This window comes from Pseudoalteromonas sp. SM9913 (assembly GCF_000184065.1).
Classification (GTDB): domain Bacteria; phylum Pseudomonadota; class Gammaproteobacteria; order Enterobacterales; family Alteromonadaceae; genus Pseudoalteromonas; species Pseudoalteromonas tetraodonis.
In genome coordinates this window covers 321,151-341,121 of sequence record NC_014800.1, presented here as the reverse complement: position 1 = coordinate 341,121, position 19,971 = coordinate 321,151, and the positions used below count along the sequence as shown (strand labels likewise).

13 protein-coding genes and 1 pseudogene are annotated in these 19,971 nt (G+C 39.7%); 10 read left to right on the top strand and 4 right to left on the bottom strand.

What is annotated here, in order from left to right; genetic code table 11:
* Nucleotides 1–184: 184 nt before the first annotated feature.
* The 5 genes from PSM_RS16695 (at nucleotide 185) to PSM_RS16675 (ending at nucleotide 4,854) form a co-directional block, all read left to right on the top strand.
* The gene (locus PSM_RS16695) at nucleotides 185–1,252 is read left to right on the top strand and encodes a hypothetical protein (protein WP_013463050.1); all 1,068 of its coding nucleotides are present in this window, start codon (nucleotides 185–187) and stop codon (nucleotides 1,250–1,252) included.
* 54 nt (nucleotides 1,253–1,306) lie between these two features.
* Complete coding sequence (locus tag PSM_RS16690; RefSeq protein ID WP_138765091.1) at nucleotides 1,307–2,143, top strand: TonB-dependent receptor; 837 nt, start codon at nucleotides 1,307–1,309, stop codon at nucleotides 2,141–2,143.
* Nucleotides 2,144–2,210: 67 nt separating this feature from the next.
* Nucleotides 2,211–2,996: an ETEC_3214 domain-containing protein gene (locus PSM_RS16685; protein WP_013463048.1), complete on the top strand. Its 786-nt coding sequence runs from the start codon at nucleotides 2,211–2,213 to the stop codon at nucleotides 2,994–2,996.
* Between the two features lie 9 nt (nucleotides 2,997–3,005).
* Nucleotides 3,006–4,304: a transglycosylase SLT domain-containing protein gene (locus tag PSM_RS16680; RefSeq protein WP_013463047.1), complete on the top strand. Its 1,299-nt coding sequence runs from the start codon at nucleotides 3,006–3,008 to the stop codon at nucleotides 4,302–4,304.
* Entirely contained in the window at nucleotides 4,294–4,854 is a 561-nt protein-coding gene (locus PSM_RS16675) for an LPP20 family lipoprotein (RefSeq protein ID WP_013463046.1), read from the top strand. Before PSM_RS16680 ends, PSM_RS16675 begins: the two co-directional genes overlap by 11 nt.
* Before the next feature lie 39 nt (nucleotides 4,855–4,893).
* On the opposite strand, the pseudogene PSM_RS16665 reads toward PSM_RS16675, so the two are convergent.
* From PSM_RS16665 to PSM_RS16655, 3 genes and pseudogenes are all read right to left on the bottom strand, one after another.
* Nucleotides 4,894–6,097 (bottom strand): annotated as a pseudogene (locus PSM_RS16665) (IS256 family transposase).
* A 121-nt stretch (nucleotides 6,098–6,218) separates the two neighbouring features.
* The gene (locus PSM_RS16660; RefSeq protein WP_013463044.1) at nucleotides 6,219–6,836 is read right to left on the bottom strand and encodes a LysE family translocator; all 618 of its coding nucleotides are present in this window, start codon (nucleotides 6,834–6,836) and stop codon (nucleotides 6,219–6,221) included.
* 242 nt (nucleotides 6,837–7,078) lie between these two features.
* Nucleotides 7,079–9,529 (bottom strand): S9 family peptidase, encoded by a 2,451-nt coding sequence (locus PSM_RS16655; RefSeq protein ID WP_013463043.1) that lies wholly within the window; start codon nucleotides 9,527–9,529, stop codon nucleotides 7,079–7,081.
* A 508-nt stretch (nucleotides 9,530–10,037) separates the two neighbouring features.
* On the opposite strand from PSM_RS16655, the gene PSM_RS16650 reads away from it, so the two are divergent.
* From PSM_RS16650 to PSM_RS16635, 4 genes are all read left to right on the top strand, one after another.
* Nucleotides 10,038–11,261 (top strand): glycosyltransferase family 4 protein, encoded by a 1,224-nt coding sequence (locus tag PSM_RS16650; protein WP_013463042.1) that lies wholly within the window; start codon nucleotides 10,038–10,040, stop codon nucleotides 11,259–11,261.
* Nucleotides 11,262–11,384: 123 nt separating this feature from the next.
* Nucleotides 11,385–12,611: a threonine/serine ThrE exporter family protein gene (locus PSM_RS16645; RefSeq protein ID WP_028834183.1), complete on the top strand. Its 1,227-nt coding sequence runs from the start codon at nucleotides 11,385–11,387 to the stop codon at nucleotides 12,609–12,611.
* 128 nt (nucleotides 12,612–12,739) lie between these two features.
* Nucleotides 12,740–14,788 (top strand): S9 family peptidase, encoded by a 2,049-nt coding sequence (locus PSM_RS16640; RefSeq protein ID WP_013463040.1) that lies wholly within the window; start codon nucleotides 12,740–12,742, stop codon nucleotides 14,786–14,788.
* 151 nt (nucleotides 14,789–14,939) lie between these two features.
* Nucleotides 14,940–16,607, top strand: a complete 1,668-nt coding sequence (locus PSM_RS16635; RefSeq protein ID WP_029610025.1) for an RluA family pseudouridine synthase — start codon at nucleotides 14,940–14,942, stop codon at nucleotides 16,605–16,607.
* Between the two features lie 359 nt (nucleotides 16,608–16,966).
* On the opposite strand, the gene PSM_RS16630 is transcribed toward PSM_RS16635, so the two are convergent.
* Nucleotides 16,967–17,380, bottom strand: coding sequence for a hypothetical protein (locus PSM_RS16630; RefSeq protein ID WP_013463037.1), 414 nt, complete (start codon nucleotides 17,378–17,380; stop codon nucleotides 16,967–16,969).
* Nucleotides 17,381–17,611: 231 nt separating this feature from the next.
* On the opposite strand from PSM_RS16630, the gene PSM_RS16625 reads away from it, so the two are divergent.
* Entirely contained in the window at nucleotides 17,612–19,966 is a 2,355-nt protein-coding gene (locus PSM_RS16625) for a TonB-dependent receptor (RefSeq protein WP_013463035.1), read from the top strand.
* The last annotated feature ends 5 nt before the right edge of the window (nucleotides 19,967–19,971 follow it).

Sequence of the window (19,971 nt, the reverse complement as noted above, 5' to 3'; positions counted from 1 at the left end):
GATTCGATTATAGTTATAAAATTCATGCATCTTTTTAAATTGTAAAGGTATTCCCCCCTTGTACCTTTTTTAAAATAAGAAAAAAGAACCGTTTTAATGAGAGTTTTTAGCTATAAGGTTGACCCATCTAGTTACAAGTGTTAAAAAGTGAAAATGAACACTAACTTAATAAAGGAATAATTGTATGATAAAGGGAATAAAAATCGCTTTAGTATCAAGTGTAATGCTCTCTGGCTGTGTAGTTACTGAAACTATTAATGGAGGTATTGCTAGTTTAAATAACTCTTTCACAACTGCTGAATTACCTATTACATACACAAAAGCGGCTAAAGAAAGTGGCACTGAGAAAATGAAGCGTCTTGCAGTTATTTCAAATAACAGAAACGCAGCTACAGGTATAATTGAAACAAACCTTTCAAATATTCGTGTGAATGGCCAACCTTACTTTACCTTTGTTGATAAAGCTTCTCTTAGTAAAATTATAGAACAACAACGGTTTAATGAAAGTGATATCAGTAACTCAAAAAACAGAACCCGCCTAGGTAAACTTACAGGCGCAGATACACTTATCACTGCTGACTACACTGCTGATGTAGATACCTCTACTTACTACGAAAAAGACAGTGAATGTATACAAAAAGGTGATAAATGGTACAAGTGTGAGAAGTCTAGAGAAATAACCATTAAGTGTTCAGAAAAAATTGCGAAAGTAAATTTTAAACCTAAGGCTGTATCTGTAGAAACAGGGCAAATTGTTTTTACTAAACAATATTCACGCCTATCAAGTAGTAAAGTATGTAAAGGTGACGACCCTCATCCATCTGACTCTGTATTACGAGGCAGAGCACTTGCCGCTGTAATAGAAGAATTAAAACAAGATGTTGCACCACACCAAGTGACTAAAAATGTAAAGTTGATGGAATCTGATGATTCAGATTTAACTGATAAAGCAGAAGAGTTATTAGACCTCGCTGTTGAATTTGCAGAAAAAGACATGCCTGACCACGCCTGCAAAACCTTTGCAAAAGCTCAAAGTCAGTATTCAGAATCACTGGCTATAAACTACAACAATGGTGTGTGCGCAGAAAGAGCGAATGATTTAGAATTAGCAAAAGCATATTATGAAAAAGCGAGCAACTTAACATTAGACGTTGACGAACTTAAGTTTGTTATTGAAGGCCAAACACGGCTTGTCGAGCGTGAATCGGATAACGCAAAGCTAACTCTAGCAACAACTTCAAACCGTTTGTAATTTAAGTTAAGGCCTACCAATTTTGTGTTAGGCCTTATTGCTGTTGGTAAAACTATGACTACTAGAACATCCTCACTACTATTAGCGGCAATAGCGCTAAGTCCTTTCCTTACTAATGCAGCATCACATTGTAGTTGCAGCTCATACTATGCAAAGAATGCCCAGCCTAAGTGGGTAGGAATAGATATTGTTGATGATGAAAAATTAGCTAGCTCAGGCTCTTCACAATGCTCTGGTTTAAAAACAATTGATGAACGTCGGTCAGCTAAAAATGCGCGTGAAGAGCTCGCAAAATTACTAAGTACTGATATTTCAGTGAAAGAAATAATTAAAAACACCTCATCAAGCACAGTAAGCCATTCTGATTACAAATCGGTGATTGAGTCTCAAACCAATCAGCTATTAAAAAGCGCAAAAGTATATGATCGTTATGTAGACCCTATTAACTGTACTGTATATGCAGCTATTTCAATTAGTAAAGCCGATCTTGAAGAAGGCCAACAAGAAAAAATAAAACAACAACAAGCAATGCTAGGCGCAAAAAATAGTTGCTTAAAAGTAACGGGCGAAAATAGCTCTCAACTTACAGAGTTACTCACTGAGCAACTTTTACAGCATGGATATAAATTAACAAACTCGGCTTGCGAAGTGACCTATTTAGTTAAAAACTCGATAATAAAAGCACAAAGTAAACTTGTAATTACACAGTTAAAACTTCAAATAGATACACAAAGCAAAAAGTCTATTTGGCAACAACGTTTTGAAGGAAAAGGTTTGAGCTACTCTAAACGCTCAAAAACCGAGTTAATTCATTTAGCCAATCAAGACAGCACAACTAATTTAATAAATAGCATTGTAAAGTTAAAAAATACTGCTATCGATTCTTATTAGCGATTATATTAAGCCATGTTTTAAACAGTTATATTTAACACTGATAAACTATATTTTAAGGATGAAAATGTCTGTAGGAAATAACTTAGAGCCTGAGGCTAACACTGAAGAAAATAAATCTTTGTTAGCTAAATTGAAAGGTTACTTTATTTTACTTATGGTTACTTTAATGGGTCTTGGAAATTGGGCCGATAGTAAAGCACTCATAATTGAAGGGTACAACGGATTCATTACTCACTTTACGAACCAAATCGAAGAAAAAAAGATTACTGCGCTAGATATTGGCAACTACTTACCTTACGCTGAAAAAAAAATAGGTATTCCGCAAGTAATTAAAACATCATCTTTGAATACTGATTACGAATATAGGTATTACAAAAATACGAAATATTTACTCACACTTATTAATAAAAATACTCGTATAGTCGGCATCGCCGTACATAGCTTAAAATACGATAAAGCTATGGTACCGGAATTTACACCCTTAATACCTTTTAATAAAAAAATGCTCAGAGTTAATAGTCTAAGCGATGTTATAAAATCAAGTAACGAATTTTATTTTGATTCTCATAATATTAAATATTATATGCAGTCAAAACAGTTAAATGCTCAAGGTATGTTTTTGAACCTTAGCGTTGGCTTTAGTAACTACGCACCATTACTTGATGAAACGCAAAAAGCTTTATTTAAACTTGATGAGTTAATGCTTACTCAAGATGACGAAAAAGCCTTAGCTAAAACAACCGAGATACTTGCTAACACTGCGGCTACATTTTATGCAGTATCTGAGCTATCTAGTGAATACATCTCTGATTCATTACTGACCAAGTATGAATTTAACGCTTATTTTTAAGGATAAAAAATGCGTCACACTTTATTATTTTTTGCTTTATTTAGTGCTTACAGCGGGGCTACCACGCCGACGTTCGAAGAATTTAAAAAACAGCAACTTGCAAAACAAACCACTTTTAAAAACGATCATCAGTTGGAATATCAAGCATTCAGACAAGCATATCTCGAGGAATACGATAAATTTAGAGATAGATTATTGCAAAACTGGTCAAGACCTGTACAAAGCTCATTATTAGAACGTGTTGAATATAGTGCGGATAAAAAAACACGTATTATTATTGATGAACAAAATTCGACCGTGACTGTACAAACACTTGAAGACTCAAATGAAACAGGACTAAAAGCGACTTCTCAAGAAGAAGCATTAACAACAAATCAATTGTTAAATAATGTTAAATTATCGCCGGTTTTAACTGATATTTTTAAAGACCTTAGCTTACTCGATAAAGCAGTAAAAACAGCAAAAGTTGATATAAAAGCACAGCCAGACAAACATGAAAGCGAAGTCGCATTAATTAATGAAATTACTTCTCAACACGAGCAATCATTGAGTAGTTTAGATAAAAACGAGCAATTACCTAAAGCACAAATTGATATCCAAAAAGAGCAGCTTACCAAAGAAAAAGAACAACGTATTAGTAATTTAAATAATGCGCTAAAAAAAACAAAAGAGCAAAACCTTACCTACAAACGCATTAAGTCGCATACTTTCGCTCTACCCGATACTTATTTACAAAAAAAAGTAGCGCCTTTTGTTACTTATTATAGCCAGTTTTCTAAAGACCAATTATCTTTACTATTAGCTATTTCACATGCTGAGTCGTCATTTGATCCTAATGCAAAATCGCATATTCCAGCATTTGGATTAATGCAAATAGTGCCAAACTCAGCAGGCTTAGATGTTGCTCGCAAACAATTTAAAAAGGATATAGCTCCTACAGCTAAAGAATTATTCGACCCAAAAACTAATATAACTTACGGTGCTGGGTACTTAGACATTTTAACGACTCGATATTTGCGCAAAATTAATAATCCCATAAGCCGAAGATATTGTGCCATTGCAGCTTATAATACTGGCGCTGGTAACGTAGCTAAAGCATTTAACTTAAATAGAAGTACGAATATAAATAAAGCGGTAGCCTTAATAAACCAATTAGATAGCGAAGGTGTATACGCACAACTTATAAATAATTTACCGTACGACGAAACAAAAAAGTACTTACAAAAGGTAAGTAAATTAGATATTCAATATCAAAAAAACTTAGAACAATGGAACCTTAACAATAAGGAAGTAAATCATGCGAAATAAACTTTTAATATTGGCAGTTGCTGGAGTTATTACAGCATGTGGTACAACACCACAAAAGTCTCAACCTCTTGCTGAAAACGATTCTGTTCCAAGCTGGGTTTTACAACCTACTGCACCCGAGGGCGGTTTGGCTTCATCTAGCTGTGTAGTATGGACGGGAAATATGGCTGCAAGTAGAGCACAAGCTATTGCCAATGCACGTGCCGATCTAGCAACTCAAATTAGTGCTAAAGCGCAAGTAATGGATACACTAATAAACAAACAAACCCAACAGCAAGACTCAACGACGACTAATTCATCATTTACGCAAATAAGTAAACAGGTAGCTGAGCAAAGCTTAGTAGGGGCTATTGCTAAAGAAATTGGTTTTGCTCGCTTAGATGGAAAGAAACAGTTATGTGCGCTTGTAACTATGGAAAATACTAAGCCTTTATTTGATAAATTAATCGAAACGTCAGGAAAGAATTTAAGCCCTAATGATGAAGATATGCTTTATCGTGAATTCAAATTAAAAACAACAACTGATGAGCTTAAAGCGCTAGATAAATAAGCGTTGAGGGCGTTCAGAATTCTGTGTCAGCCTAAGTTGCTAAATATCTAGCACACCATCTAACCTACCTTCGAAGTGGATGGCCAATTGCGACAATGTCAGATTCCAATTATGGATTGGCATTGTCCATTTCTTCGAGGCATTCAATATGCCTGCATACAATAATTTCATCAAGCTGTTTTCATTAGGGAATGCTCCCTTAGTCTTGGTGAGTCGCCTAAACTGACGATGTACAGCTTCAATTGCCATTTGTGGTATAAATAGCTTTTCGCACGTAATCTGGATACTTGAAGTAAACCGACAGATTGCCCCACTTACGACGCCAAGACTCGATAACGATAGGGTATAACTTGCCCCATTTGGCATCTAATTCGGCGAGAGCGGCTTCTGCTGCATCTTTAGTGGCAGCCTTATAAACGGGTTTCAAGCCAGCCATAAACTCTTTTTGGTGCTTTGAAGCAACATACTTCATCGAATTACGAATTTGATGAATAACGCACTCCTGCACTTCGGCGTCAGGATAGATTGTTGCTATTGCTTCAGGGAAGCCTTTTAGTCCATCAACACAGGCAATTAAAATATCGGATACACCACGATTATGTAAATCTGTTAATACTGATAACCAATAGTTAGCCCCTTCACTTTCAGAGATATATAAACCAAGTAACTCTTTGCGGCCCTCGATATTGACACCTAGTACGGTATAAATAGCCTTACTCACGTAGCGCCCATTTTCTTTAATCTTATAATGAATGGCATCAAGCCAGATAAACGGGTAAAGCGTGTCTAAGCTGCGCGCTTGCCATACTTTAAGCTCTGGTATCAGTTGGCCTGTTACGGCAGTGATGGTGGCCTCTGATACCTCAACGCCATACATATCCTGTATGTGGCCTCGAATATCTCGATAGCTCATACCTAAAGCAAACATAGATAGGATTTTCTCATCAATTTCAGGCGTTAACTTGGTTTGGTTCTTTTTAACAAGCTGAGGTTCAAACGAACCTGAACGGTCTCTGGGCGTTTCAAGTTCGAATTGGCCTATGGATGACTTAACTGTTTTTTTGGTTGAACCATTTTTACGGTTAACTTGGGTCTCAGATTCTAAATGCTGCTCTAATTCAGCTTTAAGAGCCGCTTCGGTGAGTTGTTTGATTAAGGGTGTTAGAACACCGTCTTCGCCAGTAAGGCCTTTACCAGCTTGAAGTTCAGCTAATGCTTTGTTGAAGTCGAAAGATTGAGTCATGTGTCACTCCTGTTTTCTTAATAATACTGAAATGACACAGATTTCTAAACACTACCTAAGCGTTTCATAACAGCCCTAATATAAGTTAGGGTTGTTATATTAATTAAATAACTACAATAAATTACCCTAGTATTAACCAAACCCCCACTAGCACCATTAAACTCCCCGCAATTCGGTTCATCCACTTGATGTTATTGCCTTTAGTTAAAAATAACCGCAGGCTTTTGCCACCTGTTGCGTAAATCATCATACAGATAAACTCTGAAAGTAAAATAATGGCCACCAACACCGCTAACTGTGGCGCAACACTGTATTGCACGTTAATAAAAGGAGGTAATAAGGAAATCATAAACGCCCATCCCTTTGGATTGGCAATGGCGGTTACAAACCCCTGTGAAAATAATGAATATCGGCTCACGGCTGTTGTGTTATGCGTATCAACCGACATTTTTCCTTTTGCACGCCACATATTAATGCCAATGTAGATTAAATAAGCGCCACCTAGCCATTTTAAAATATCAAATGCACTGGGGTAATTAAGCATAACACTGGCTACACCAAGCACCGCGGCTACCGCAACTGTTGCTACACCGAGTAGTTCACCTATCATCATCCATAAAGTTCGTCGCACGCCAATACTCATGCCTAAGGTCATGGCCAGTGTCATACACATACCGGGTGTAATTGATACAAAAAAGAAGGTAGGAATAAATACCGCAAGTGCAGCTACATCAATCATTTAAAGCTCGCAATAGATTAAAAAATAGTGTTAATTATGAATGAAAGGGTAAAGGAAAAAAGCCAAAGGTGAAAGGTAAAACAACTATCAGTAAGGTAGAAATAACGGCTTCGAGGATCGGGTTAAGAGCACCGAGCTTAGCCTGAGGTTCTAAGCCCGATACTCGAAGCTCGAAGCCTATAACTCGGCGCAAAGTGCCGTGAGATTGAGAGGGGATATTCTTAATCTCACGGCATAATACACTATTGAATGGGTTGTTCGTCCATATCAACTGGTTCAACATTATCCTTTAACAAGTACTTATCAAGCCATTGCTCTTGCTCCCACAGTACATGTAATAAGCTTTTACGGGCACGGTAGCCATGAGCTTCGTAAGGAAGCATCACTAAACGCGCTTCTTTACCCAAGCCTTTAAGCGCTGCGTACATACGCTCACTTTGCATTGGAAAAGTGCCCGAATTAGGGTCCTCTTGACCGTGGATCATTAACATAGGTTCGTTAATTTTTTCAGCATGGAAAAACGGCGACATGTTTGCGTACACACTTTGTGCTTGCCAAAAATCACGTTCTTCACCCTGAAAACCAAACGGCGTTAATGTGCGGTTATACGCACCACTGCGGGCAATACCTACCTTAAATAAATCGCTATGTGCTAATAAATTAGCCACCATAAACGCACCATACGAATGCCCTGCTATAGCAATGTTATCTTTATCGGCAATGCCCTTTTCAACCAGTACATCAACCGCTGCTTTAGCACTAGAGACTAGCTGTTTTCTAAAGTGATCATTTGGCTCACTGCCATCAACGCCTACAATCGGCATTTTAGGATCATCAAACACCGCAATCCCTTTCGCAAGGTAAGGCATAGGGCCCCAATAACCTATGTAGGTAAATTCGTATTCAGATTCACGCACTTGTGATGCAACTGCTTTATCTTTATATTCAAGTGGATATGCCCACATCAATACCGGTAATGGCCCTTGTGTTTTGTCATACCCTGGTGGTAAATAAAGCGTACCTGAAAGCTCAACACCGTCATCACGGGTATAACGTAGTTGCTCTTTGGTTACGCCTTTAAATGCAGGGTAAGGATGCTCAAACTGAGTAAGCTGTGTTAGCGAGCCTTTATCTAAATCGCGAATAAAAAAGTTTGGCTGCTGCGATTTAGACTCACGAATAGTAATGAATTTTGTGCCTTCATCGTCTAACAATGCACGCACACGCTCGTAATAAGGCGCTGCTGATTGCCATAAACGTTTGGTGCTATTCGTTTTAACATCGTACTGATCTAAAAAAGGAATGTTTCCTTGCTCAGACGCGCCATCGCCACGTAAGTAAATGTAACGTCCGCCAACAACTTTTATTACGCTAACACCTAAATCGTTACGCTCGTAAATTGCACTGCCTGGATCTTTATAGGCATCGTTATAACTGCGCTCTGAAAATAACACGCGGTTACTATCGGCATTACGTGGTTGAATTACATAAGTGCGCACTTGTCGGTCACTAAAACGCCAATCACTTAGCATGGCAATATTATCATTACCCCATTGTATACCCGCAAAACGACGCTCTACTTTGGCAAATAATTTAGGGTCGCGTTTAAATGGCGCTCGTAAACTGTAAAGGTAGTCATGATATTCAACCTCAGTTTTCATATCACCGCCATCTTGTGCCTCGGCCCATATGACTTCAGCACCTTGATCGGCTCGCCACTCAAAATCACGACGACCTGTACGCACACTGTCGTAGCCTTGTGGAATGTTGTCGGCAAGAGGTTGCTTTGCCAGCTCTACTAATGCATAGCCACGCATTCCCCATATTTGCCATGTAGTTGCAAAACGACTGTAAGGGACTTGATACGAAAATGGCTCGTCGATGGTCGCGACTAAAATATTGGTTGAATCAGGCGAAATTGAAAACGATTTAAATAAACCGGCACGGCCAATCGGCTGTGCTTTGCCATCAAGCGTGATATACGCTAATTGACCTTGACCATAAAATTTAAATTGTGCTTCATCAAACGGGCTGGTCAATAAGTTTTGATAAGTCCTTGCTGGGGCTTTTTCGCCAGTACTTTGTTGAATAACCGGCACTGTGCTTTGGGTATCATTGGTTAATCTTGGTTTGTCTAAGTTTACCGCTAAATTAGCCACAATCGCCGTGCTATCGGGTAACCACTGATAAGGCGTAGCGGTTAATACTGAATTAAGTGCAAGCTCACTTAACTGCTTAGCTTGTTTGGTTTTAACGCTATAAACCCATAGCCGTGCGTTATCCGGTTGTTCAACAATAAACGCTAAATGTTCGCTATTTGCTGACCAACGCGGCGAGCGAATAATCCCCTGAGGCAAATTATTAACGTTTATTACTGTTCCACTTTGAACATGCTTAAGCTCTAACGCGCTGTACTTTGCACTTACCCGTGAGCGTGAAAAGTTAGCAGGATTAAGCTTAATTCCCGCAAGCTTAAATTCTTCTTTGGCCAGCTCATCAAGCGACACAACACGCTTGCGTTCAAACAGAGCAAGCCATTGACCATCATTTGATAAAGAGCTAGTTGGTGCTAACTTAGCATCTACGAGTGCCGCAAGCGCCGGTGAAGGGGTTTGATATCCTTGCTCTGCATAACTTGCAGGCAATAAAACAATGCAGCCTACCAAGGCAATAAATAGCCTAAAAGCATTCATGTTTTCATCCTTTTTTATTGTTAAATATTACCCGCTATATAAACACGTTTTACCTTGTTCATAAAGTGTTAAGCAAGGATAAAATCAGCTAAATGATGCTTAAGTAAGGCGAATAAGTTAAACTACGCGATTATTTACTTATCGTTACTGTGTTGTCGTTATGTACTACGACTAAACAAAACGCAGCGTATTTACACTGCTGAAAAAGCACGCAAATAAACTAGGGTCTATTGACCTTTGCGGATTATAATTTGTTCAAACTAGGGGCGGTTTAATCGCGGCGCGAAGTTTGTAACCTAGTGGGCTAAGTAAAAACCGAGCAACAAAGAGTAAATCGCCCCTAGGCAGAACCCTTCGGGCAGCGCCTGTTTGGTATTGATGCTGCGTTATCGCCTATTTGTGGGGAACAACCACACCACATAGGCTCTGCCTTGCCTAAATACCAAACAGACTGCTGCAAATTTAACCTTGAAAGGTCAACAGACCCTAATAATAAGAGATCTAGCCAATGAAAAAAGTGCTGGTAATTGGCTATGTATGGCCAGAGCCCAATTCGTCTGCTGCGGGTACGCACATGATGTCGTTACTTAATGCGTTTAAATCGCAAAACTGGGATGTTGAATTTGCTACGCCTGCACAACCTACAGAGCACATGGTAAATCTGAACGATTACGGCATCACCAGTCAAAGCATCGCACTTAACTGCGATAGTTTTGATGATTACGTTAAAGCCTACAACCCAGATATTGTTATGTTCGACCGTTTTATGATGGAAGAACAATTTGGCTGGCGCGTAGATAAGCATTGCCCAAATGCACTTAAAATTTTAGACACCGAAGATTTACAATGCCTGCGCAATGCCCGCCATGAAGCCCATAAAGGTGAGCGTGAATTCAACCATAGCGATTTACTATCAGACATAGCTAAACGTGAAATAGCCGCTATTTTACGCTGTGACTTAAGCTTAATTATCTCAAGCTATGAGATGGAACTACTCAATGAAGTGTTTAAAGTTGAGCCTAGTGTGTTACATCATTTACCATTTATGGTTGATTTAAGCGCCTTACCTGAGCAAACTAAATCGTATGATCAGCGCCAACACTTTATGACTATTGGTAATTTTAGGCATGCCCCTAACTGGGATGCAGTACTGTATTTACAAAAAATTTGGCCGCTCATCCGCAAACAACTACCGCAGGCAGAGTTGCACATTTATGGCTCATACCCACCACCTAAAGCCACCGCACTCAATAACCCTAAAACCGGTTTTTTAATTAAAGGCTGGGCAGATGATGCTTATGAAGTAATGCAAAGCGCGCGCGTTTGTTTAGCCCCGCTTCGTTTTGGTGCTGGCATAAAAGGCAAACTTTTAGAGGCCATGATCATGCAAACCCCAAGCGTCACCACGCCAATAGGTAGCGAAGGTATGCATAACCATTTACCATGGCCTGGTGCTATCACTCAAAATGCAGAAGAATTTGCAAACGCTGCTGTCTCAATTTATACCAATCAGGCTGAGTTTATAGCTGCACAAAAAGCTGGTAATGAGTTACTTAATACACTTTATGATAAAGCGCAGTTGAGCGACAATTTAATCGAAAAAATTCAATTAGTAAGCCAAAATTTATCTGCGCATAGAATGAAAAATTTCACCGGTCAAATGCTAAAACATCACACCATGCGCAGCACACAATACATGTCGCAATGGATAGCAGAAAAAAATAAAAAATAACGGTGAGAAATGACTAGACAGACGGCGATTTGTGTTTAAAATCGCCGCAAATAAACTTGGGCAATTTTAGCATTATTGCCTATATTTTTAGCTTAGTTATTTAATAGTTGGTTCAAAACAAATTTGAAAACCGCAACGTTTACAGAAAAACGCAAATTTATCGTTAAATTGGGCAAAATGCTTCATAAGTACGGTACACCGGCATATCGCTTAGAAGCCCATTTAATGGAAGTGGCGACTTACCTTGGTCTTAAATCATCGTTTGTCATGTCGCCAACATCGGTTACCTTTGTTATTTGGACTGATGGTCATGAAGATGAATACACCCATGTAGCCCGTGTAGACCCTGGCGATCACGACTTAGGCTCACTTGCAGATACCGATGATCTCGTTAATAAAATGCTTAATGATGAATTAACGTTGCAAGAAGTTGATCAGCAACTTGATATCATTTTTGATGCCCCAAACCCTTACAATAGAGTGATTACAGGTATTGCCTTTGCTACCTCTGGCGGCGCATTTGCAATGCTTATGGGCACCAGTTGGAATGACGTGCTGTGGTCTGGTTTATTAACCTTTGTTGTTTATTTATTTGTGCTGTGGTCGGCTCGTTCCAAGCGCGTTGCCCACATGTTAGAACCCTTAGTGGCGATTGTTTCAGCGGTACTGGCGTGTGCCATTAGCGTTCATTTAGATGCGCATATTAATATTCGTTTAATTGTTCTGTCGGCCATTATTGTGTTTATTCCAGGCCTAGCACTGGCACTTGGTTTAGCTGAACTCGCAGCGCGGCATTTAGTATCTGGCACAGCACGCGTTATGGACTCGTTTATGTTGCTGTTTAAACTTTATTTTGGTGCATTTATTGGTATTGCTATTGGCTTTGCTATTTTTGGTCAAGCTGATTTTGTACAGCCAGAGCCACTGCCTAAATGGACAGCTTGGTTGGCTATATTTTTACTATGTAGCAGCTTAATTGTGATATTTAGAACTAAGTTTAAACATGCTGCTTGGTCTATTGCTTCAGGATTTATAGCCTACGGCACCAGTATTGGCTCTGCCATGTATTTAGATTACACGCTAGGTACCTTTGTTGGCGCATTTTCAGTGGGCGTATTTAGTAACTTATTTAATCGAGTTGCTAATGCCCCTGCTTCCATTGTAGCTATGCAAGGCTTAATTGTGTTGGTACCGGGGAGCAAAACGTACATAGGTTTAAACTCACTCATTGAAGGCCAAGACTTTGTTTACGCTGAGCATATTGGACAGCAAACGTTTTTAATTTTTATGTCGCTCGTGGCAGGACTTATTTTTGCAAACGTGGCGCTCCCTCCTAAAAAGAGTCTATAAATGTATGCGCGGTATTGCACAAGAATCACTTCACTTAACGTCCTCTTTTGAGGATTAATCGCATTTTTTAGTATATTGGTTACACATTGTTATAATGAGGTAAATCTTATAAAGCAAAGGAAATAACAATGCTAAAAACTAGCTTAGCGCTGGCAATTGGGCTTTCAAGCTCAGTTGCATTTGCGCAATCGGCCATCACTGTTGAAGACATTCCAAAAATTAAATCTGTGATCCAAACCAGTGTTAGCCCAGATGGCGACAACGTTGCGTTTACACGATCGTTACCGCGTACATTATATGTTGATGAGAATGGCAGTAATTACAGTGAGCTTTATGTTGTTGATGATAAAGGCGTTGAACGTCCTTTCATTACCGGCTCGGTTAATATTAAAAGCATAGAATGGTCAAACGACAGTAAAACAATTTATTTTTTAGCCAAGCTAAAAGACGATAAATTTACCTCGTTATATCAAATCCCTGTTGATGGCGGCCAAGCACAACCTGTTCTTGCTTTAAAAGACACATCAATTTCAAGCTACAAATTAAGCCCAGACAACAAACAGGTGGCTATTTTAGCGATGCCTGCAGCAGACAAGTCAGAAAAAGAACTTAAAAAACTTGGGTTTAAAGCTGAAGTATATGAAATGGGCTTAAAGAACAAGCAGCTTTTTATTGTTGACTTAGCTAAAGCGGATAAACCACTTACCCCCACCGCACTCAACGTTGATAACTACGTGAGTGACGTTAATTGGGCTGCTAATGGTGAAAAGCTACTGGTTAAAACTCAACCCACGGCACTGATTGATGATAAATACACAAAATCTATGTGGCATTTGTTTGATATTGCTAGCAATAAAGTAACCTTATCGTTTAAAACTGAAGGCAAGCTAGGTGATGCAGAGCTGTCGCATGATGGTAAATACATTGCTATTTTAGGTGCAGAAGATAAGCACGACCCTGCAACAGGCCGCTTATTTATTGCTGACACTAAAACCGCTGAAATCACTGAATGGTTACCTGACTTTATGGGTCACGTTGTTGATTTTGAATGGTCGCATAAGCGTAATACACTTAACTTTATTGCCAATGTAGGCACGCAAAGTTTTGTAGCGAGCATTAAAACGGGCTCTAATAAATACAAAAAATTAGTCAACGAAGGTGAATTTATTGCCTCACAATTGAGTGTTTCAGATTCAGATAAAACACTCGCACTTCGTGGTAATACCGCAAAACACCCTAACGAAGTGTTTATTGTGCGCAGTAATAAAGCAACACGTTTAACCGATTCAAATAGCTGGTTAAATGATAAACGCTTTGCCAAGCAAGAAACCATTACCCTTAAAGCACGCGACGGCGTTGAGCTTGATGGCGTGCTCGTTTACCCATTAGATTATGAAAAAGGCACACGCTACCCACTGATTATGTCGGTACACGGTGGCCCTGAAAGCCATGATAAAGACGGCTGGGTCACTAACTACTCACGCCCAGGTCAAATGGGTGCAGCACGTGGCTATGCGGTGTTTTATCCCAACTACCGAGGCTCTACAGGTAAAGGCGTAGATTACTCAAAATTAGGCCAAAACGATTACGCAGGTAAAGAGTTTGACGATTTAGTTGATTTTAAAAATCACCTTGTTGATATGGGTTTAGTAGACACTAAACGTGTTGGTATTACTGGGGGATCTTACGGTGGTTATGCATCGGCGTGGGGCGCAACAAAACTAACCAAACACTTTGCTGCAAGCGTTATGTTTGTGGGTGTCACCAACCAACTGTCTAAATTTGGTACTACTGATATTTCTAACGAAATGAACCTAGTTCATGCGCGTTCATACCCATGGGATAAATGGCAGTGGTACTTAGAACGCAGCCCTATTTACTGGGCAGGCCAATCTGAAACACCTCTGCTTATTATGCACGGTAAAGACGACCCTCGCGTTCACCCTGCACAATCTATGGAGCTTTACCGCTACATGAAAGTGCAAGGTAAGGATGTACGTCTTGTTTATTACCCAGGTGAAGGTCATGGTAACCGTAAAGTGGCAGCGCAATACGACTACAGCTTGCGTTTAATGCGCTGGATGGACAACTATTTAATGGAAGGCAAAAAAGAGATGCCTGCGTTTGAAATTGACCATGCTGCTAAGTTAAAAGAAGTCAAAGACGCAAATAAATAAGCACTTATAAACGCGTTTAATTTTAAAAGGCCAACATAAAAATGTTGGCCTTTTTTATAGGTCTAAATTGGCGAGCACGCATCCTTAGTGACATAGCACAGCTTATGTTAAACTCTCGGCAATTATTTTGTTAACTGCTAATTTTACTGCCATGTCAAACCCTGCTAGCTGCTTTACCGTTTTTGATGAAAACGTCGATTCCCTTGCTCTGCCTGAGCAGTTTACATTTCCATTTTATTATAAACCGCACCCTTTGGCCGTTGTCGCTGCACAGCAATTACAACAGCAATTAAAAAAGCTAGATAAGGCTATTTTAGATACGGATGATATTGATGCGGGTAAAATGTTTGGTGTGCTCGTCGTTCAAAATCAGGCGCAACAACTGGGATTTATTAGCGCCTATTCGGGGCAAATAGCGGGCATAGATGAGCAACTGAATTTTGCACCTAATGTGGCACTTAAACACATAGACGATGCTGTATTTAGTCAGCAAAGCCAAATCATTAACGCCATTAATGCGCAAATTACGGCATTAGAAAACAGTGAAGATTATCAAGCCCTTGAGCAGCAATTAGCTACAGCACGTAAAAATTATGAACAGCAACTTGTAGCCAAACAACAAGCCATGCAAGTGACCCGCAAACAGCGAAAAGAGCAACGCCAAACTGGCCAAGAGCAACTCAATGCCGATGACTTTGAACAACTTAAAACAACCTTAGCTGGGCAAAGTATTGTTGAGAAAAAACAACTGCAGGCATTAAAGCAAGACTGGCAAACGCAAATTACAGCGCTTGAGCAAACCCAAGCAGCTATGCTGGGTGAAATTAACGGATTAAAAAAGCGCCGCAAAACACTCTCAAAAAACCTACAAAAGAAATTATTTGCTCAATACCAATTTTTAAATGCACACGGTGAAGTGACCGATCTGAATGCTATTTTTGCCAAACTTCCTGAGCACACTCCACCTTCGGGAGCGGGGGATTGCGCCGCCCCTAAATTATTACAATATGCATACAAGCACGATTTAAAACCAGTGGCTATGGCCGAATTTTGGTGGGGTGCACCGCCTAAATCAGCAATTAGGCATCACTTACATTATTACCCATCGTGTTATAGCAAATGCCAACCCATTTTAGGTCATATGCTAAAAGGCTTAAATGTTGAAGAAAATCCATTACTAACAAACCCTGCAAAAGGAAAAGACTTAACTATTGTTTATCAAGACGATGATTTACTGGTAATAAACAAACCCGCGGAGTTTTTATCGGTGCCAGGGATTAATATTGATGATTCAGTGTACATGCGTATAAAAACTCAGTTCCCCGCGGCTTCTGGCCCACTTATTGTGCATCGGTTAGATATGTCGACCTCAGGGCTGTTAATTATTGCGCTTAATAAGCGCGCGCATAAAGCGCTGCAAAAACAGTTTATTGAACGCACAATTGAAAAGCGTTACGTTGCTTTAGTGGCGGGCAATATTACTGAGAATAGCGGAGTGATTAATTTACCTCTTGTGCTCGACTTTGATGATAAACCACGCCAAATGGTGTGTTATAAAACCGGTAAACCGTCGTTAACAACATGGCATGTACTGGAGCGCAAAAACAACACCACCCGACTGCAGTTATACCCTAAAACAGGGCGTACACATCAGTTACGGGTACATTGCGCTCATCAATTAGGTTTAAATACCCCGATAGTTGGCGATACTCATTATGGTGAAGAGGCAGAGCGCTTACATTTACATGCCGAGTATTTAGCCTTCACCCACCCTATTTCTCATCAACGTTTAGAATTTGAAGTAGCCGCTGATTTTTAAATCAGCGATACTAAAACTCCCCTCTGTTTTAAAAAGCCTTGCCATTTTTTTATATTGCAAAGTCGGTAACCTTTACCGTTGCAATATAGAAAAATTTACCTGCATTATGCAAAGCCTCTACTTATAAATAATAAATAGTTATATATTTCAATACATTAAAAGTTGGCATTAGCTTTGCTTTTATAAAAATAAGTATTTATTACAGTCCACTTTATTTGATTAAAAGCGCCAATAAGCGCTTTTGATGACACACAGTAAATGGGTAACTAACCGTTTACTGCGTACAACAGAACTTCCTACACTCCCTGTGTACTTTATTGGTTATAGGCTAACGCTTATAACCATTTTTTTTGCCTTTATTATTTAATCGTAAATTTTACGTCTTGATCGCGTAATAAATAAAGCGCAAAACACGCAGCCCACATAGGCCACGCCGCAAAAAACAGTAAATTATTAAAGCCATCAATGTATTGATTATATGAAGAAAGCGTAGATAAACCATGCATTATAAAAATAGCACCGTAAGTAATACGTTTTTTAATACCGACCAAAAATGCTATTACTAGCAATAATTGCAGTGCACCTAAAATATAAGCAATAGTATCGGTAGAGCCACTGATCCCATAAAAATGTTCAAAAATACGGGCGCTATGCCCCGGATTTACAAATTTATCTAGCGTCCACATTACCATCACTATAAACACCCCACACCGAAGCGATAATAAAGACCACTGCAAACGATTTTGTACATCAGTATTCATTGAACCTGTCATAAAATTTCCTTAAAAAAGATATAAATAAACTAATAAGCAATAAAGACCGTACAAACTCCCTTTTATTTCATAATAATTGTAAATAGCTGTTAAGCTTGTTTAATAAATCGATTAACAAAGCAGCTATTTTTAATATTTTAATAAATAACAATATTGTTAAATTGCTGAAAGTTATTTTTAAGCCTTTCGGTCTTTTATAACCATCAACATACAATTACAGAGAGAAAACGTTTGAAATATTCATCCTTGGCCGTATCTATAGCCGCTTTATTAAATACACCCGCTATTGCTTTTGCTACAACAAAGCCTGTAACAGAAAATGCCATAGAGCGTATTGAAGTAGCGGGCCAAAGTTTAAATTCTCAAGGACTTTCTGTTAAAGATGCAACCATAAATGGCCCCTTTGGCGATAATTTAGCACTGCAAGATATAGCACGTTCAGTCACGCCTATTTCAAAAGAGCTAATAGAACAACTTAACATTACCACCTTGCAAGATGTACTTGCTGTGAGCCCTAATACGTATGCCGCCAGTGGCTTTGGTGCACCAAGCTTACCCACTATTCGTGGCCAATTAGGTGAGCTTTTTCAAGATGGAACTCGTCGCCAAGCAGGTAATAACGGCTTTGGTGTGCCGTTATCATTTAACGCGGTAGAACAAATAGATGTAGTTAAAGGCGCTCCTCCAGTATTGTTTGGTTCAAGCCAGCGCAATGGTGGTTTTGTAAATTTACACTCTAAGCAAGCCTCCACTGAAGAACACAAAGGTAAAGCGAAGCTCTCTGCGGGTCGTTGGGATCAATACACCGCTCAGCTTGATTACACCGCACCGATTGTAAAAGACAAAATTGGTTTTCGTGTGAGTTATGAACACCTTGATCATGGAAGCTACTACGATTACTCAGGGACTAAAAGTGACAGTCTTTTTGCAGCACTGCGAGTATTGCCTGATGATAAAAGCAGCTGGGATATTAACTTTGAGCTATATCAGGTTGAGTTTACCGACAACGCCGGTATTAACCGCCCTACTCAAGCACTCATCGACCATGGTCTTTACATTACCGGCCAAGGCGTTCAAGCAAACGGCAGCACAGTACCCGCAGCGGGTTCAATTGTATCTCCTACAGGGTTAGTTAACATTGATCGCAGCACCGTACTTACCGACCCTGATAACCAAAACGAAGCCACTACTTACCTACTACACAGTATTTATAAGCGCGAGCTTTCAGATAAAGCGTCGCTTAAAAATATTAGTTATTTTCAGCACTTAAAACGTGATGAAGTGGCTCAAAACAGTTTTGTTGAAATTATAGATGGTGCCGATACCGCACAAAACCGCACTGAACTAACGTATCAATGGAATAATGAACAGCAGACTATCTTAGCCTTTGATGTGCGCTACAACAAAGTACTTGGATACAGCCAATTTACCACCGAGGCCGACACGCCAATTGATTTAACGGGTCCACTTTCAAACCGTCGTATTCCATTAACCGATGCGCAAAAAGCACGCTTAGTTGAGCTGCGCCCCGGTGTATTTGTATCTCCAGGTGGTCAATACGATATAAACGGTGATGGCAGTGGTGATTTTAACTTATCAGACACCACCGACTCGCGTTCTTGGCAAACTGGCTTTGCTATACAACAAGACTCACAGTGGACAAATAAACTGCGTACCAGTGTGGGTTACCGCCTTGATTATTATGATGTAGAAGCACACGATCCCATAGCGCCACAAGGACAAACAGCAGCCAGTGATAGCATTAACGACACGCTGCAATCTGGCCAAATCAGTTTTAATTACAAGCTCAATACTGATTTTACAAGTTACGGCGCAGCAAGTTACAACGAAGCGACTTCAAATAGTATGGCCGGTGGTAACACCTTAGGTGGTGACAACACGATTAGTGCGCAAAACTTTGCAACCGAAAACACGCTGGTAGAATTTGGCTTAAAATATGCGCCTACCAACAGCGATTGGTATGCTGATGGCGCCCTATTTAGCCAGCGCCGTAGTTTACGCAACCGCGATGGCAGCAATACCGGTATTCGTACCTCAGGTTTTGAAGGCCAAGTATTTTACGACGCTTACCCATATTGGTTAAGTGCAGGTTATAGCTATATTGACGCACGCTACGATAACTCTGCGACTGGCCAAGACTCGGCGCAAATTGCTGATGCGTTTGATAACTCACGCCCAGATATTATTGCCGGTAATGGTATAGGCGCGCCAAGTTATACAGCGTTTGCCCCTTCAAATAGCCAAGTACAAGGTATTCCTGAGCAATCGTTAAGCGTTAATGGTAGTTATTCAATTAATGAGAAATGGCAGGCAGGTTTTTCAGCTTTATATACAAAGAGTTACCCGCTAGATTTTTTACAAACAGTGAAAATTCGTGACCAATACACGTTAAACGTCAATACCAGCTACGCGTTTACGCCTAGCACTAAGTTGCGATTAGATGTGAACAACGTCACAAATCAAGATAACTGGCGTCCAGTGTTTGAAGGCGGCTATTTTGGCGCAACATTAGCATTCCCTGAATTACCAATAAACGCCAAGCTTACCCTAACGCATAACTTTTAAGCCCA

What these genes read in the sequence shown, in the direction of transcription:
- PSM_RS16695 (WP_013463050.1), top strand. Translation starts at nt 185, where the DNA reads ATGATAAAGGGAATAAAAATCGCTTTAGTATCAAGTGTAATGCTCTCT.
- PSM_RS16690 (WP_138765091.1), top strand. Translation starts at nt 1,307, where the DNA reads ATGACTACTAGAACATCCTCACTACTATTAGCGGCAATAGCGCTAAGT.
- PSM_RS16685 (WP_013463048.1), top strand. Translation starts at nt 2,211, where the DNA reads ATGTCTGTAGGAAATAACTTAGAGCCTGAGGCTAACACTGAAGAAAAT.
- PSM_RS16680 (WP_013463047.1), top strand. Translation starts at nt 3,006, where the DNA reads ATGCGTCACACTTTATTATTTTTTGCTTTATTTAGTGCTTACAGCGGG.
- PSM_RS16675 (WP_013463046.1), top strand. Translation starts at nt 4,294, where the DNA reads ATGCGAAATAAACTTTTAATATTGGCAGTTGCTGGAGTTATTACAGCA.
- PSM_RS16660 (WP_013463044.1), bottom strand. Translation starts at nt 6,836, where the DNA reads ATGATTGATGTAGCTGCACTTGCGGTATTTATTCCTACCTTCTTTTTT.
- PSM_RS16655 (WP_013463043.1), bottom strand. Translation starts at nt 9,529, where the DNA reads ATGAATGCTTTTAGGCTATTTATTGCCTTGGTAGGCTGCATTGTTTTA.
- PSM_RS16650 (WP_013463042.1), top strand. Translation starts at nt 10,038, where the DNA reads ATGAAAAAAGTGCTGGTAATTGGCTATGTATGGCCAGAGCCCAATTCG.
- PSM_RS16640 (WP_013463040.1), top strand. Translation starts at nt 12,740, where the DNA reads ATGCTAAAAACTAGCTTAGCGCTGGCAATTGGGCTTTCAAGCTCAGTT.
- PSM_RS16635 (WP_029610025.1), top strand. Translation starts at nt 14,940, where the DNA reads ATGTCAAACCCTGCTAGCTGCTTTACCGTTTTTGATGAAAACGTCGAT.
- PSM_RS16630 (WP_013463037.1), bottom strand. Translation starts at nt 17,380, where the DNA reads ATGACAGGTTCAATGAATACTGATGTACAAAATCGTTTGCAGTGGTCT.